Below are 15,962 nucleotides of genomic sequence, written 5' to 3'. Positions count from 1 at the left end.
GTTGAACGCTCGTTCATGGACGGAGGTCTAGCACTAAGTACTGACCCCGTATCCATTGAGGACGACACCGTGAACATCTTCGAAGCCCTGAGAGAAAGCCACGACCGCCAACGCGGCTATGCGGACGCCCTGATTCAGACCCACGGTGACAGCAAGGAACGGGTCGAGGCGTATGAGCAGCTCAAAGCGGAGTTGCAGGCCCATGAAACGGCGGAAGAACGCTTCTTCTATATCCCGCTGATGGAGTTCGACAACGGCGTCGACCTCAGCCGCCACGCCATCTCCGAACACCATGAAATGGACGAGATGATGGAAGAACTGGACGACACAGAGATGTCCAGCCCGGCCTGGTTGGCGACCGCGAAGAAGCTGTCAGAGAAGGTGCACCACCATCTCAAGGAGGAAGAGCAGAAGTTCTTCCAGATGGCCGGGAAGCTGTTGGATGACAAGCAGAAGGAGTCGTTGGCGGGGGCGTACAAGAAGGAGTACGAGAGTCAGTTGGACGAAGAGTAGGCTGCATATAAACCTCCGATTTTCTTGCTCGGCACTGACAACGCCATAGCGCTCGTGGGCATGTACTCAAAGCGGCTATGGCGTGTCAGTTCAAGGTCGGATTACAAGGTCGATGGATCGACAGGAGCTTGGTTTGAACCGGTTAGCACGATATTAGGAACGCCGGGCGAACCTATTCCCCCTGCCTGCGCATATGCACCCAAATCCCCTACCACCGCTCCCACGTAATGCGGATCGGCTGTAGAAACGCCATCCCAAACGGCGGATGTCTGCGCGACGCCACCATACGCAGGGCCGGCATGCTCGCCATCAACAAATCCGTTTGTCGCCAGCGCTTGCTTGATAACCGTGCCGTCGCTCGCGGTCACACTGACGGAATCATAGTTGAACGCGGCTGCGACGTTGCCATTGGCGTCGAAGAGCACTACAGCATCGGTTTTGCCCAAGCCAGGACCTTTGATGCTGATGATATTTGGGGAGTCGGCCAAACCCCATGCAGATTTGAATGCAGCGAAATCCGAGCTCTTTACATCGGCGACGACAAGGGTCTCACCGGATGCCAATTTCAGATTTGCAGGCAACGGCGTAGCGTCAGAGAAGGTCCCCGCTTCGTCATTCATCTTCCAGCCACTCAGGTCGAGCGTATCGGGGCCGTAGTTGAAAATCTCAAAGAAGTCGCCACCGTCAGCGCTGGAATTCACCTCTGTGATGAGCACGTTGTAATGGGGGGCCTCACCGGTAGTGAACTGAATAGTTTTGCCCGAAAGCGCGTTACCCGAGTGATCGATCACCGCATCACCACTCAATACCAGCTTGTAATCCTTGTTGAACAAAAGTTTATTGGTCGGCTGCAGAGTGATTTTGTTGTAGTCGACTTTCACACTTGGATCTTTTGCAGAGAAGCTTTGCACTGGAGTACCGTCGGCGAGCTGTAATTCAATGGTACCCGTGCCGAACGCCACGCCCTCGTCGAAGGTCAGTGAGAGCGAGCTACCAACTCCTACACCCGTACTCTTGTCGGTAGGTGAAGCCGCCACCAACGTCGGCGCAGTGAGATCTTCCACCGGCGAACCCAACGTAATCAGGTTTCCCTTGAACTGCTGATCCACTTTCGGCAGGTCTTTCGACGCCTGAGTCTGACCCGGCCAGACGGTGTCGCCATTATCTTGCAGCAGTTGAATCTGAGTGCCTGGTTTGATGCTCGCAGGCGACACAATGGATTCGAAGCTGCCACCGGTGGCCTTCAACAAGGCGTCGAGATTGTTGTCCAACTCGACCGGCGCATCTTCGGCCTTGCCGTCCCAAGTATACAAACGGAAGTCGTTGGTCACTTCATCAGTCGCACCGCCCGACGGGCCTGCGATGATCAGGTAGCCGCTGCCATCCTTGGCCTTGTCGATGGAGCGAATGCCGCGACCGCCGAGGTTGAGTTCAATGGCCTCACCGAACGTTGGCGTGACGTTGGGATCGGCCAGCAAGGCCTTGTAGTTGGTTACAGGCACGATCAACGCCTTGTCGCGGGTGACGGTGTCGGTTTGCGGCGCTCGGAAACCCAGCCACAGTTCGGAGTTGTCGACGGAGGTGGTCATGCCTTCGATCGAGAAACCGTTGGTGTTTTCCGGCGCAAGACCTGCGCCCGACGATGCGGCGAACCCGAAATAACCTGGGGCTTTGCCATTCGCACCATCGTTGTCCCATGCCACCAAATCGGCTTCGAAGCCAGTGTACTTGCCTTGGTATTCGAATTTCGTCGCGGCGCCCGTGCCGGTTACTTTCACACTGAACAGGATTTCGCGGCTGTCGGCATCGAGCCCTTTCTTGGTGTTGCTGTGGGAGCCGGTGACGTAAAGAATGTTGCCCACCATGGTCAAGGCTTCCATGTCGACTTCGCCGGTGCTCCCGGTGGCGTCGCCATAGTCCCACTCCACCAGAGCGTCACCGCCTGAACGGTCGTAAACCCTCAACACGTTGGACTCGTCGTCACCCACGATCATGTATTTGCTGTCCAGCGCGACGGCCCCGGAAGCGTCGGACGAACCGAGCGTACTGCCCTTCTGCGGGGTAAAGATCGCTTCGGCCGGTGTTGTGGGCGTGGTCGGGGTCGTGGGGGTGGTTGGGGCCGTACCACCCGTGCTGATCAGCGTGTTAGCCGTGTCTTTGATCAACTCGATCGGCGACTTGCCGCTCTGATTCTGGATGATGCTCTGCACTTCGGTTTCGGTCGGCGAGCGGCCCAGCAGGCCGTTGTAGGTCAGGACGATCTGGGCTTTCACGCCTGTGGTGGTCTGGCTTTCCTGAGAACCGCTCACCGACGCCAGCAGTTGGTCACGGCTCAAGCCGTTGGCGAGTTGCTCGGCCCAGTAGTTCAGACCGGCTGCCTCCGGGGTGCGGCCAAGCGCGTGTTCGTAGAGTGAGGTGACAAATGCGGTGTTGTCGGCGCTGGCTGTCTGGGCGAATTCCTGGGACTGCGTGAACGCTTGGGCAATGTTGCCCAGGCTCAATCCACTTTTCTGAGCGCTCACCCAATATTGCAGGCCCGCTGCATCCGGCGCCCGACCAAACGCTGTGAAGTACAAATTGACGATCGGCGCGACGTTGGTGGCGGCTTCGTTGGACAGTGTGAAGGCTGATACCACGTCAGCCACGGTTTCTGCTCCGCTCTCGATACGCCCGACCCAATAAGCGACTTCGCTGCTGGAGCCGTCGCGGCCGAGAATATTTTTATAGAAGGAAGTAACCGTTTCGAGTGTGGTAGCCATGAGAAGACGTCCGCAGTGATATCAAAATGAACCGGGACGTTAACAACTGAGGTTTACCAAAATGTTTCAGCGCAGATACGGGGGTGTAACAGGACGCAACAAAGCATCCTGTTTTCATTGTTCATGACAGATTCAAGGATCGACCCGCGCCATCATCTCTGGCACCGACTCGTGGCGCTTGGCATAACGCTGGGCGAGCACCGCGCAGACCATCAACTGAATCTGGTGGAATAACATCAACGGCAGAATCAACACGCCAATGGTGCTGCCCGCAAACAGCACCTGGGCCATCGGCACGCCCGTGGCCAAACTCTTCTTCGAGCCACAGAACAGAATGGTGATGCGGTCTTCGATGCTGAAACCGAAGAGTTTGCCCAGCAGCGTCGAGATCATCAGCACCAGTGCCAGCACCACGCAGCACACGATCACCAATCCCGCCAAGTCCCAGACCGGGATCTTGTGCCAGATGCCTTCGTTCACGGCCTCACTGAATGCGCCGTACACCACCAACAGAATCGAACCCTGATCGACGTATTTCAGCCAGGCCTTGTTGCGCCCGACCCATTCGCCGATCCAGCGACGAGCGATCTGACCGGCCACGAACGGCAGCAGCAACTGAATGCTGATCTTCACAATCGCATCGACGGTGGAACCGCCATCGCCGTGCACGTTCAGCAGCAACGTGACCAACAATGGTGTGATGAAAATGCCGAACAGGCTGGACGCCGCTGCGCTGCAGATCGCCGCCGGCACATTGCCCCGCGCCAGGGAGGTGAAGGCAATCGCCGATTGCACGGTGGCCGGCAGCGCACAGAGATACAGGATGCCCATGTAGAGGTCTTTGCCAATCAGCGGCGACAGCACGGGCTTGAGCGCCAGACCGAGCAAGGGAAACACCACGAAGGTCAGGCTGAACACCAGCAGGTGCAAACGCCAATGCCCGGCGCCCGCGATGATCGACTCACGGGACAGCTTGGCGCCGTGCAGGAAGAACAACAGCGCGATGGCGATGTTGGTGAGCCAGCCAAACCCCACCGCAACCTGGCCGGTGGCAGGGAGAAAACTGGCAATGATCACCACCGCCACGAGGGTCAGGGTGAAGTTGTCGGGTAGGAAACGGGGGCGGCTCATGGGCGAAATCCGGTCATGGCAAGGACAGTGTTGCGACTCTACGCCCTTGCTTCAGTGCCAGCTAACGCCAATAAGCCCATGAATAGCGCTCAACGGACAGCGTGGATGATCAGGACAAACCGCCTTCAATCACACGCAGTACCGTCACGCGACGCTTTCCCGGCGCATGACTGATCATTTCATTCAGCGCGGCTTGCCACTTGTGGACGTCTTTTTCCTTGGAAAGCGCCATCAATTGCTCCCAACCCATCGCGTCCTGCGCCACACCCTGCACGCTGGAACCCTCAGTCATACGTTCACGCTTCAACAGATTTGCTGCAATTTCCGAGAGGGTACTCAAGGCTGGCTCCATGACACGCTCATCGGGGAGCGCGTCGATACATTAAGTGCGGGATGGGCGCAGACGGTCACAACGTCAAAATTCGGATGTCGCGACGCCCTGCTCCCTCTCTACAGCAATGTTCAGACCACAAGCATGGGCAGGGCCCAAGATTCAGACAGGAGACATTTTTGCGCTCAAACGCGCGTCAGCGCGTCTGCAACGGGGCTTCGCCCGGCTGGGTCCGGTTCACCAGGCGAAGGCTGTCGCGCCCACCGCGCTTGGATTCGTACAGCGCCGCATCGCCCTGCTCGATCAAGGCCGCGAGGCTCGCCGGGGGCTGGTCGAACAGGCTGGCGCCGATGCTCAAGGTCACGGCTTCCGGGGTCGCGAACGACTGCGCCGCTGCCTCGTGAAAGCGCCCGCGCAGAGTATTGCCGAGTTCGACGATCCGCTCGTGGGACGTGTCGCTCAAAAGGATCACGAACTCGTCGCCGCCCAACCGGGCCGCCAGCGCACCATTAGGCAGGACTGAGCGAACCATCTCGCTGAGCACGATCAGCAAACGGTCGCCCGCCATGTGACCAAACTGGTCATTGACTGACTTGAAGTGGTCGATGTCGATCAGCAGCAGCGCGCCCGGCCTTGAGGGCGACACATCTTCCAGCAGACGCGGCGCCCGGACTTCGAGCGCGCGCCGGTTGTACAGGGCCGTCAGCGGGTCGCGGGCGGCCAGGCGCTCTATGCGTTTCTCCCGGCGATAGCGCTCGGAGCCGGTCATCGACAGCGCGATCAGCATGATCGCCATCGCCCCTTCCACCAGGGATATTTGAATGATTTCGCCACGAAACGCCGCGAGGTCGATCAACGTGCCTGGCACCGCCCCGGTGATCGCCTTGGCCAGATAAAACAAGCCATGCCCCAGCAGCACGTACCGCAATTGCCCGGCGCCGACGCTCAGGGATTTGCCGTGGGGCCGAAGCAAGGCGCTGGCCTTGAACATCATCAGCGCCACCAGCGACGAGTTCACCGAGAGCATGGTTTTCGACCACCACGGCCCTTCCGGCAGCAGCAACATCGCCACCCACACGGCGAATATCGCGTACCAGCCCCGCGACAGTCGGCCTTCCGTAAAACGCACGACGCCCAGCAAAAACAGCCAGTGCGCCGTCACCAACAAGCCGTTGGCGAACCAGATGCCGATCAGGAGAATGCCGCTGCTGCGCAGCAAGGCCAGGGTCGAGCCAATCGTGATCGTCGCGAATCCGGCACTCCAGAACAGCAACGACGGCTCCCGCACATGCCGCCACTCCACGGCCAAGTACAGCGCGGCCGCCGCGGCGAGGGCGATCGAAAGGGTCAACATCGTGATGGGGTCGAGCGCCATAAACTGCCTGGTCTGAAAGGGTGCTGTGTGAGGGCGCGATTGTAAGCGTTTGGGGCGGGTTTTCAGAGCGGTGAAATCATATTGCCATGACCAACGGTTAATCGGCGGACGAGTGGATTTGTGAGGGAACACCCTGGGGGGCCTACTGGCTCTTCAGAGCCAACCCGATCCACATCCCGACACAATTCCGCACGTTTCTCTTGCACCGTCAGGTCACCCCAGAACCGCCGCGGATTCCCGCACATGAAGCACGAGCAGGTCTTGCCATGATTGGCGAAAATACCAGCGCTTTTCCCGCTCACATCCTGTCGCCATTCATGAGGCCGACTCTTCTGGATTTCGTAAAATTTGGATTTGATGCGACGGTTGTCGTGTCGCCGTTGGGCTCTTGTCATATCCGTCTCCAATAGTCAGATATGACACAGCCCCGGCAGATTTCTCTGGCGGGGCTGACGGCGCACTCAGGGATGTACAGGTATCAAACAACGTCAAGCATAGGGCGCATGAAAAACCGTGACAAGCCTCGCTCAATCCTGCGCCAGAATACTCTTCAACAGCCCCGGAAAACGCGCATCGAGTTCGTCACTGCGCAGCGAGTTCATGTGGGTTGTACCGACGTTGCGGGTGTGAATCAGGCCTGCATCGCGCAGCACCCGAAAGTGGTGTGACATGCTGGACTTCGGACGCCCGCCGTCCAGATCGCCACAGGAGGCTTCGTTCACGCCCGCGAGGCAGCGGACGATGTCCAGGCGCACAGGGTCGCTCAACGCGTAAAGCAGGCGTTCAAGGGCGAATTCGGACGGGATGGGATGTTTGAGGGCGCGCATGTGCGCATGATATCGAGGGGTTTCATCTAACGCCATATTTCGAATACTATCGAACAAGCGAAAAAGCACTCACGAGGAAAATGCCCATGTCAGCTCTATTTGAGCCGTTCATCCTGAAGGACGTCACTCTGCGTAACCGCATCGCGATTCCACCGATGTGTCAGTACATGGCCGACGACGGTGTAGTCAACGATTGGCACCATGTGCATTTGGCTAGCATGGCTCGCGGCGGCGCGGGGCTGGTCGTGGTCGAAGCGACAGCGGTGTCACCGGAAGGTCGCATCACCCCTGGCTGCGCCGGGATATGGAGCGATGAGCACGCGCAAGCCTTTGTTCCGATGGTCAATGCCATCAAGGCCGCTGGCGCCGTACCCGGTATTCAGATTGCCCACGCTGGCCGTAAGGCCAGTGCAAACCGCCCATGGGAAGGCGATGATCACATGGCCGAAAACGATCCACGGGGCTGGAAAACCCTTGGCCCCTCCCCGGTCGCCTTCGGTGCCAACTTGCCAAAAGTGCCTCAGGAAATGACCCTGGCAGACATCGCCCGTGTCCGCGAGGATTTCGTGAACGCCGCCCGCCGTGCCCGCGAAGCCGGTTTCGAATGGATCGAACTGCACTTCGCTCACGGCTACCTCGCCCAGAGCTTCTTCTCCGAACATTCCAACAAACGGACCGACGCTTACGGCGGTAGCTTCGACAATCGCAGCCGCTTCCTGCTGGAAACCCTGGCTGCGGTGCGTGAAGTGTGGCCAGAAAACCTGCCCCTCACGGCACGTTTTGGCGTGATCGAATACGACGACCGGGATGAGCAGACCCTGACCGAATCCATCGAACTCGCTCGCCGCTTCAAGGCTGGAGGTCTTGACCTGCTGAGCGTCAGCGTAGGCTTCACCATTCCGGAAACCAACATTCCCTGGGGCCCGGCCTTCATGGGGCCGATCGCCGAGCGGGTTCGCCGCGAAGCCGGTCTCCCGGTGACCTCCGCCTGGGGTTTCGGCACGCCACAGCTGGCGCAGACCGCGCTGGAGTCTGGGCATCTGGACCTTGTGTCAGTGGGGCGTGCGCACTTGGCCGATCCACATTGGGCCTATTTCGCCGCCAAGGAACTGGGTGCGGAGAAAGCGTCCTGGACCCTGCCTGCGCCTTACGCTCACTGGCTGGAACGCTATCGCTGACCTGATTCATCGAGGACGGGTGCACGCTCGTCCTCGATGCATTGTTCAAGACGCTTTTTAACGCGGCCATCGCCGCGCCAGGACGTCTCTTTTTTAGCGAGAAAATCCGGCGGCTTTCATTTCCACGTGCCATGCTCATCGCACCCTGCACAGCGAGGAAGCGACATGACAACGCCTACGGACACGCAAGACCGCCTCGGCATGGCAGTGATCGTTTTCGAATCGCCCATGCTGCCGCGCCTTACGACAGCGGTGCAGAGCCTGGGGCTTGAAGTGCAGGCGTTTGACGATGCCAATGAAGCCCGGGCGTATATCACTCACCCGCAGACCTCGATCAGTGTCGTCATCGCCAGCGGCACCCTTCCCGGCGTGCTCAACGGCGCGGACCTCACGACGACGCTCTCCCGCGACTACCCCGCCCTGCCCTTCATCATCGCGGATCACTACGATGGCCTCGTCGAAAGCAACGTCATGTGCCTCGACTCACCATGGACCGTCGATGAAATCGATGAGCAAGTGGCGGCCATGATCGACAAACTGCCTGAGGGCAAACGTCCGGCCGCCTAGCCTCGGGAAATGGACCGCCTGCACCTCAGAGGCATTGCCGTTTCAATGCCGCCTCCAGCCGCCGAAGAAAAAATCCTCACCCGGCTCGAAACGTGCGCGGGCGCATCCTTGCGCCTTGCCAGGCCTCTCGCGGGTTACATCACGGGCACTCACTTACGAGTCGATGGCGGGCTGTCCCCCGTTCTCTGACCGTTTGGGTGTTGAGCCTGCCGCGTCACCCACGCCACCGCACACAGCACCATCCCGGCCACGTTCAGGGTGACCGGGTTGAACGCATCGACCAGCATGGACGGTTGCATCACAGCGACGTCCACCAGTAGCCCCAGCAGCACAACCGCCGCCAGCATCACAGGCCAGTTCAGTCGTGGGACAAGCAGCAAAACTGCGGCGAGCATCAGCTCCGCAACTCCTGCGGCGTGTGACAACCACGGCGCGCCTTCCAGACCGTGAGCGCGCAGCAACACCTGCTCGCCCGGGCTTAACGCGATGAGTTTGGGCACCAACCCGTGGTAGGCGAACATGAACGCCAGACCACCTCGCGCCAGCCAATGGGCCTGACGCAAAGGGCTCACGACTGCGCCTTGAGAAAGCGCTGCTGATGATCCGGGGTCGGCATCAGGCACACGTCGTATTTGCCGAACAAGCGATAGCGGTTGAGCGCGATGCGGTCGTACGCCCAGTCCCGCAGCGCCCGTGGAAAAACTCGCAGCAGCCCGAGTGCGGGCCAAGGCGCGGGCAGCAGCGATACCACTACGAAAAACGCCTCCGACCTGACCCAATAGTGCTGATCACGAATGACCGCCATGGTGTCGAACGCGTCCACCGCCAAACCCGCCCAGGCCAGCAAATCCTGGCCTTCTCGCGATTGCACGGTGGCGAGTCGGACACGCTTGTGGCGATCGTGACGAATGAGGAATTTCGCCCAGCCGTTACACAGTTTGCAGACGCCGTCGAACAGCACGACGGTTTCACCGGGGGCCAGATGAGGGGCAGCAGTCGGACGTGTCAGAGCGGCAGGCATGGCCGGGCCTTTTGTGTGAAAACGATGGCCGCATTGTAGGACGTTGCTGAGCACGTCTTCCAGCGGCCAGAACCGACAATGCCTGGTGCTTCAGCTCACGCCCGGCGGAATGCCGTCTTTATTGAAATCTTTCAGACGCGCCTTCTCCTCCTCGGTCGAGTGCGCCGGTACGTCAGGTTGTTTGGGTGGCGTTGGCGTTTCGTTCACGGGTGTTTTTTGCTGGTTCATCGCGGAGGGCTCCTGTCGGTCAATCGTGGGGAATCACGCCAGTCATGGCGGTGAACTCGCTCTGCCGGTGCTGCAACTTGTCGAGGACCTCAGGCGGCGTGGACTCCCGAAACACGACCATGTGCCCGACGTCCTTGCCACCTTCGGTGACGCGTTCGATGTCATTGATCATCCAGGTTTTCAACTCGTCGCTGGTCAAGCCGAGCTCCTGCGCCACGCGTTGGTGAAGACGCTCCGCATCGTACTGATTGAATTGATCGGTGTTCATCACGGTCTCTCCTGTGCTGACTGTCAACATCAGGCCCTGATGCGGCGGCACAAGTTCACTGAAATGCACGGTGTCGCCCGTTCAATCCCCTTGCCGGATCTGGCCACGTGTTCAACCCATGGAGCTTCGCGCATGTACCCGACAACCCCCGATGGCCGGTATTTCGTCGTCAAGGAACGGCTGTGGCGCTGCTCCAACCCGGCCCTCGACGAAGCGCAACGTCAGCAGCGAGTGAATGAACTGATGGCGGCGCGGCGGGCGGTCAAAGCCGCGAAAACGTCGCGGGACTCAGCGCAACTGAAAGCGGCGCGGGCGCAGGTCAACGCGGCCAAAGTGGGTTTGGGAGAGCGCGGGCCGGTCTGGTGGAACGACGGAGCGCCTGATTTGAATCGGCGCATGGTCAAGAACACGCCTTACGCCGGGTGGTACGAGGCGTTGAATACACCCGAGTCGTGATCAATCAGGACCTTTTGCCGCTGGACGCGTCCAATCCCAAAGAACCGACCCCACCCGATCGCTCACGCCATAGGACACTCGATGACTTTTTATATCTTTCTGATTGCCTGCGCCGCCGCTGCCAGCACCGGCGTGATTTTCAAACCCGGCAGTTGGTACGAAAGCCTGCAAAAGCCCCGCTTCACTCCGCCAAACTGGGCGTTCCCGGTGGTCTGGACGATCATTTATCTGTTGCTGGCCTGGGCCGGTTATCGACTGACGTTGCTCCCCGACAGCCAAACCGCGTTGGCCTTGTGGGCTGCTCAAATCGCCCTCAACACGTTATGGACGCCGGTGTTCTTTGGCGCCCATCGCATCGTCGCGGGCATGGTCATTCTTGCGGCGCTCTGGCTCACCGTTGCCACGCTGATCGTGGTGGCAATGCCGGTGGACCTGATCACCGGGCTGATCCTGTTCCCCTACCTCATCTGGCTGAGTGTGGCGGCTGCGCTGAATTTCTCGATTTTGCGGCATAACCGCTAAGTCCCTTCACCGCACGGGAGGAGCGTCGGTCGCAGACCGGTTCAGCGTGCTTCGCTCCTCATCACCTTGCTCTCACCACCTGACTCTCACCGCCTCGCTCCCAACCACCACCGAGTGCGCGGACCAGATTCACCGTTGCCGCCGCTTGAACACCGGTCAGGCGGCTCAGTTGCAGCTCGGTCTGCAACACTTGACGTTGCGCATCAATGACATCCAGGTAGCTGATCTGCCCTTCCTCGTACTGTTTTTTCGACAGCCGCTCGGTGCGCTGCGAGGCGCTGACGGCTGTGCTTTGGTCCCGAGTCTGCTCTCCCAGCAACCGAAGGTCGGACAAGCTGTCCTCCACTTCCCGAAACGCGATCAGCACCTGTTCGCGGTAGCGGGCGACGTCTTCTTCATACTGGGCGCGGGCCGTGTCGAGGTCGGCCTGTCGACGGCCACCGTCGAAAAGGGGCAAGGTCAATGCGGTGCCGGTCAACGGCCCCAAGACAAAGGCATGCGTGGACCAGTCAAAGAGATTGCCCAGTGAGCCCGCCTCGAAACCGCCTGCACCATTGATCACCAGCCGAGGAAAAAACGCGGATTTCGCCAGGCCGATGCGCGCGTTGGCGGCGGCCATGGCCCGCTCCGCTGCGGCAATGTCAGGCCGACGTTCCAGCAGTTCAGACGGCATGACGTCTGGCACCTGCATGCGGACCGGCTCCAGCGGCGAGGGGGCCAATCCGAATTCAGCAGGCGTGTGTCCCAGCAATACCGCGAGGCTGTGTTCGGACGCGGCACGAAGCCGCGCCACACCCGATGAGTCGGCGCGGGCCGCGAACAGCTCGTTGCGGGCGCGGGCATCGTTGAGTTCACTGATGTCCCCCTCCTTGAAGCGGGCCTCGACCAATTTCAACGTGTCTTCCCGAAGCGCCACGGTGCGTTGATACAGGCGCAGCTGATTGTCGTACTCACGCAGTTCAAAGTAGTTGCGGGCAACGTCGGCCTGGAGCGCCAGTTGTACCGAATGAAACAACGCCTCTTGTTGCGCTTGATCCGCCACCGCAGCGTTGACGCTTTCACTCACCCTGCCGAACAGATCGGGTTCGTAAGAAGCCGTGGCTTGTGCGCGCCATAGCGTCTGAGTCGGCACGTGGGCGCTGTCCGACTGAAACTGCGACGCTGGAGAAAGCCGCTCGCGGGTCGGCCCGAAGCCTGCGTCGAGGGTGGGAAACCGACTGGCACGGGCCGCAGACGACTCCGCCCTCGCCTGCAGCACCCGCGCTGCGGCGGCTTTCAGATTCTGGTTGGCCTCGGCGGCCTGGCGTTCCAGGTCGTTGAGCACCGGGTCGTTGAAGAGGGTCCACCACTCACCCCGCTGCCGGTCGTCCGCCGGTTCCGCTGTTTTCCAGCGATCGGTCACCGCAGCCTCTTTGAAGCGCGCGGGCGTGCGGACGTCTGGCCGTTCATAAGAGGGCGCGACGGAGCAGGCGCTCAGCAACAAGAGCAGCGCGCTGGCCGCCCACCGTGTGGCGTGGCCGTGTATCAGCCTATCGATCATGGTGAGTTCCTCAGACAGTCGTTGACAGGGACGGCGCGTCTTTCTGCGCCACATGGACCTTGCCGCCTGCCAACGTGCGCAGGACCACATAGAAAACCGGGGTCAACGCCAGGCCGAAACCGGTGACGCCCAGCATCCCGAAGAACACGGAAATGCCCATGGCCTGGCGCATTTCGGCGCCCGCTCCGGAGGAGAACACCAGCGGCACGACACCCATGACGAACGCGATGGAGGTCATCAGGATCGGGCGCAAACGCAGCCGACTGGCTTCGATGGCGGCGCGCAATGGCGTGTAGCCGTCGTGTTCCAGCTCTCGCGCGAACTCGACCATCAGAATCGCGTTTTTTGATGCCAGGGCAACCAACACCATCAAGCCGATCTGGGTGAAGATGTTGTTGTCGCCGTGGGTCAGCCACACACCGGTCAAGGCGCACAGCACACTCATCGGCACGATCATGATCACTGCCAGCGGCAGGGTCAGGCTTTCGTACAACGCCGCCAGCACCAGGAACACCAGCAGCACGCTGATCGGGAACACCCACAGCCCCGCGTTACCGGCCAGCACTTGCTGATAGGTCAGGTCGGTCCATTCGAACTTCACGCCTTGGGGCAAGACCTGTAACGCAATACGCTCAGCCGCTGCCTGCGCCTGGCCCGAGGAATAACCGGGCGCCGGGCCGCCATTGATATCGGCAGCCGTGTAGCCGTTGTAGCGCACGACCATGTCCGGGCCGTACGTCGGTGTCACGTGCAACAGCGAGGACAGCGGCACCATTTCCCCCCGGTCGTTACGCGTCTTTAACTGAAGAATGTCGTCGGCCCGTTGACGGAAAGGCGCGTCGGCCTGGACCCGCACCTGATACACCCGACCAAACGCGTTGAAGTCGTTGGCGTACAGCGAACCGAGGTAGACCTGCAGTGTGCTGAACACATCGGACACGGAGACCCCGAGCTGCTTGGCCTTCACCCGGTCCAGCTCGATGTTCAACTGCGGGAAGTTGATCTGGTAGTTGCTCAGTGATCCGCCCAGTTCCGGGGTTTTGGCGGCTTCGGCCATGAACGCCTTGGCGGCCTTGTCCAACGCCTCATAACCCAGGTCAGCGCGGTCTTCGAGCTGCATCTTGAACCCGCCGAGGGTGCCGAGGCCGAGAATGGGGGGTGGCGGGAAGGCCGCGACGTAGGCCCCCTTGATGCTGGCGAACTTCTGGTTCAGCGACGCGACAATGGCCGCCGCCGTTTCGTCGGCCCCCTGACGTTCGGCAAAGGGCTTGAGCGGCACGAACACGATGCCGGCGCTCGAACTGTTCATGAACCCGTTCACTGACAGCCCCGGATAGCCCACGGCATGGGCCGCGCCAGGCTGATGCATGACGATCTCGCTCATCTGGCGAATCACCTCTTCGGTGCGATCGAGGGACGCGCCGTTCGGCAACTGGGCGATGGTGACCAGGTATTCCTTGTCCTGTTGCGGCAGAAACCCGCCCGGCACGACCTTGGCGATCAGCACGGTCAGCCCCAGCAACACCGCATAGATCATCAGCATGCTGCCCTTGTGCCGGATGACGCCGTTCACTCCCTTCGAATAGCGCTCCGAGCCGCGATGAAAGACGTGGTTAAACGCGCGAAAACCTCGTCCGAATACCCTGTTCATCCCACGTGTCAGCCAGTCTTCCGGCGCGTCATGACCGCGCAGCAGCAGCGCGGTCAAGGCCGGTGAGAGCGTCAGGGAGTTGAACGCGGAAATGACGGTGGAGATCGCAATGGTCATCGCGAACTGTTTGTAAAACTGGCCGGTGAGGCCGCTCATGAAGGCCAGCGGCACGAACACTGCGATCAGGGTCAGGGCGATGGCGATGATCGGCCCGCTGACTTCCTGCATCGCCTGATACGTCGCCTCTCGGGGGGCGAGTCCGCTGGCGATGTTGCGCTCGACGTTTTCCACGACGACGATCGCGTCATCGACCACGATACCGATCGCCAGCACCATGCCGAACAGCGACAACGCGTTGATGGAGTAACCGAACACCAGCAGCAACGCAAAGGTGCCGATGATCGAAACCGGCACGGCGATCAGGGGAATCAACGACGTGCGCCACGATTGCAGGAACACGATGACCACCACCACGACGAGGGCGATGGCTTCGAGCAGGGTGTGGATGACCGCCTGGATGCTGGATTTGACGAAGCGCGTCGGGTCGTACACCAGCCGGTATTCCAAGTCCGTCGGGAACTCAGCGCTCAGGTCCACCAGCTGTGCGCGGATCTCGTCGGAGATGTCCAGCGCGTTGGCCCCCGGCGTCTGGTAAATCGCCAAGGACACCGCCGGTTGGTTGTCGAGCAAAGCGCGCAGGCCGTATTCCGTTGCGGCCAGCTCCACCCGCGCCACATCCCGAAGATGGGTGACGGCCCCGTTGGCGCCGGTCTTGAGCACGATGTCTTCGAACTCGGAAACGGTTTTCAGGCGACCCTGTGCGTTGACGGTCAATTGCATGGCCGTGCCCGGTGCCGCAGGCGCTGCGCCTACAGCCCCCGCCGCCACCTGAATGTTTTGTTCCTTGATCGCGTTGACCACGTCCAGCGCGGTGAGGTTGCGTTGTGCGACCTTGGCGGGGTCCAGCCAGACCCGCATCGAATAGTCACCCGAGCCCCACAAGTCGACGCGACCGACGCCATGGATGCGCTCGAATCTGGTCTTCACGTTGCGCAACGCGTAATTGCGCAGGTAGGTGTTGTCATAGCGGCCGTTCGGCGACACCAAGTGCAGAAACAGCACCAGCGAGGACGTGCTCTTTTGCGTGGTGACACCCAGGCGCTGCACGTCTTCAGGCAACCGGGGCAAGGCCTGATTGACCCGGTTCTGCACCAACTGGGTCGCCAGGTCCGGGTCGGTGCCCAAGGCAAAGGTCACGGTGAGGGTCAAGTTGCCGTCGCTGTTCGCCTGGGATTGCATGTACAGCATGTTCTCGACGCCGTTGATCTTTTCTTCCAGGGGCGCGGCGACGGTTTCGGCGATGACTTTCGGATTGGCGCCAGGGTATTGGGTGCTGACCGTCACCGACGGCGGCACGACCTCGGGGTATTCGGCGATAGGCAGGCGGAAAATCGCAATCAGCCCGCCCAGCAGAATCAGCACCGACAGCACGCCTGCGAAGATAGGACGGTCGATAAAGAAGTTGGAAATTTTCATGAGTCAGTCTTCTGCGTGAGCGTGCGGAATCGAGCGTTGCCGGCGTGGCCGAACGGCGG

The 15,962-nt window shown here is 60.6% G+C and carries 16 protein-coding genes; 5 read left to right on the top strand and 11 right to left on the bottom strand.

The window, feature by feature from the left end; all coding sequences use genetic code 11:
• The first annotated feature begins 69 nt into the window (after positions 1-69).
• Positions 70-513 carry a hemerythrin domain-containing protein gene (locus GVN17_RS08895; RefSeq protein ID WP_166594879.1) on the top strand — a complete coding sequence of 148 codons (444 nt, stop codon included), beginning with the start codon at positions 70-72 and terminating at the stop codon, positions 511-513.
• Between the two features lie 101 nt (positions 514-614).
• On the opposite strand, the gene GVN17_RS08890 is transcribed toward GVN17_RS08895, so the two are convergent.
• From GVN17_RS08890 to GVN17_RS08870, 5 genes are all read right to left on the bottom strand, one after another.
• The gene (locus tag GVN17_RS08890) at positions 615-3,272 is read right to left on the bottom strand and encodes a DUF3616 domain-containing protein (RefSeq protein WP_166594878.1); all 2,658 of its coding nucleotides are present in this window, start codon (positions 3,270-3,272) and stop codon (positions 615-617) included.
• Between the two features lie 132 nt (positions 3,273-3,404).
• On the bottom strand, positions 3,405-4,403 hold the full coding sequence (locus tag GVN17_RS08885) for a bile acid:sodium symporter family protein (protein WP_166594877.1): 999 nt from the start codon (positions 4,401-4,403) through the stop codon (positions 3,405-3,407).
• A gap of 109 nt (positions 4,404-4,512) precedes the next feature.
• Complete coding sequence (locus tag GVN17_RS08880) at positions 4,513-4,755, bottom strand: hypothetical protein (protein WP_166594876.1); 243 nt, start codon at positions 4,753-4,755, stop codon at positions 4,513-4,515.
• Positions 4,756-4,930: 175 nt separating this feature from the next.
• Positions 4,931-6,109, bottom strand: coding sequence for a diguanylate cyclase (locus GVN17_RS08875; RefSeq protein ID WP_166594875.1), 1,179 nt, complete (start codon positions 6,107-6,109; stop codon positions 4,931-4,933).
• A 527-nt stretch (positions 6,110-6,636) separates the two neighbouring features.
• Positions 6,637-6,972 (bottom strand): helix-turn-helix transcriptional regulator, encoded by a 336-nt coding sequence (locus GVN17_RS08870; protein WP_178115712.1) that lies wholly within the window; start codon positions 6,970-6,972, stop codon positions 6,637-6,639.
• A 50-nt stretch (positions 6,973-7,022) separates the two neighbouring features.
• Here GVN17_RS08870 and GVN17_RS08865 point away from each other — a divergent pair, with 50 nt between their 5' ends.
• Positions 7,023-8,114 carry an NADH:flavin oxidoreductase/NADH oxidase gene (locus GVN17_RS08865; RefSeq protein ID WP_166594873.1) on the top strand — a complete coding sequence of 364 codons (1,092 nt, stop codon included), beginning with the start codon at positions 7,023-7,025 and terminating at the stop codon, positions 8,112-8,114.
• A 165-nt stretch (positions 8,115-8,279) separates the two neighbouring features.
• Positions 8,280-8,681, top strand: a complete 402-nt coding sequence (locus GVN17_RS08860; RefSeq protein ID WP_166594872.1) for a hypothetical protein — start codon at positions 8,280-8,282, stop codon at positions 8,679-8,681.
• A 149-nt stretch (positions 8,682-8,830) separates the two neighbouring features.
• On the opposite strand, the gene GVN17_RS08855 is transcribed toward GVN17_RS08860, so the two are convergent.
• The 4 genes from GVN17_RS08855 to GVN17_RS08840 form a co-directional block, all read right to left on the bottom strand.
• The gene (locus GVN17_RS08855; protein ID WP_166594871.1) at positions 8,831-9,253 is read right to left on the bottom strand and encodes a DoxX-like family protein; all 423 of its coding nucleotides are present in this window, start codon (positions 9,251-9,253) and stop codon (positions 8,831-8,833) included.
• A complete protein-coding gene (locus GVN17_RS08850) occupies positions 9,250-9,702 on the bottom strand; it encodes a thiol-disulfide oxidoreductase DCC family protein (RefSeq protein WP_166594870.1) in 453 nt (150 codons plus the stop codon). The genes GVN17_RS08855 and GVN17_RS08850 overlap by 4 nt, the downstream gene beginning before the upstream one ends.
• 90 nt (positions 9,703-9,792) lie before the next feature.
• Complete coding sequence (locus GVN17_RS08845) at positions 9,793-9,930, bottom strand: hypothetical protein (protein ID WP_166594869.1); 138 nt, start codon at positions 9,928-9,930, stop codon at positions 9,793-9,795.
• Positions 9,931-9,949: 19 nt separating this feature from the next.
• Positions 9,950-10,198: a hypothetical protein gene (locus GVN17_RS08840; RefSeq protein WP_166594868.1), complete on the bottom strand. Its 249-nt coding sequence runs from the start codon at positions 10,196-10,198 to the stop codon at positions 9,950-9,952.
• Positions 10,199-10,330: 132 nt separating this feature from the next.
• On the opposite strand from GVN17_RS08840, the gene GVN17_RS08835 reads away from it, so the two are divergent.
• Together GVN17_RS08835 and GVN17_RS08830 are read left to right on the top strand one after the other, a co-directional pair.
• On the top strand, positions 10,331-10,654 hold the full coding sequence (locus GVN17_RS08835) for a hypothetical protein (RefSeq protein WP_166594867.1): 324 nt from the start codon (positions 10,331-10,333) through the stop codon (positions 10,652-10,654).
• Positions 10,655-10,735: 81 nt separating this feature from the next.
• On the top strand, positions 10,736-11,176 hold the full coding sequence (locus GVN17_RS08830; protein WP_166594866.1) for a TspO/MBR family protein: 441 nt from the start codon (positions 10,736-10,738) through the stop codon (positions 11,174-11,176).
• Positions 11,177-11,237: 61 nt separating this feature from the next.
• Here the strand turns inward: GVN17_RS08830 and GVN17_RS08825 are convergent, their stop codons facing one another.
• Entirely contained in the window at positions 11,238-12,716 is a 1,479-nt protein-coding gene (locus GVN17_RS08825; protein ID WP_166594865.1) for an efflux transporter outer membrane subunit, read from the bottom strand.
• Between the two features lie 10 nt (positions 12,717-12,726).
• Positions 12,727-15,903: an efflux RND transporter permease subunit gene (locus GVN17_RS08820; RefSeq protein ID WP_166594864.1), complete on the bottom strand. Its 3,177-nt coding sequence runs from the start codon at positions 15,901-15,903 to the stop codon at positions 12,727-12,729.
• Positions 15,904-15,962: the final 59 nt, after the last annotated feature.

The sequence above is a fragment of the Pseudomonas sp. SLFW genome (genome assembly GCF_009905615.1).
GTDB classification, from domain to species: domain Bacteria; phylum Pseudomonadota; class Gammaproteobacteria; order Pseudomonadales; family Pseudomonadaceae; genus Aquipseudomonas; species Aquipseudomonas bambusae.
This window is presented reverse-complemented; position numbering and strand designations above follow the sequence as displayed.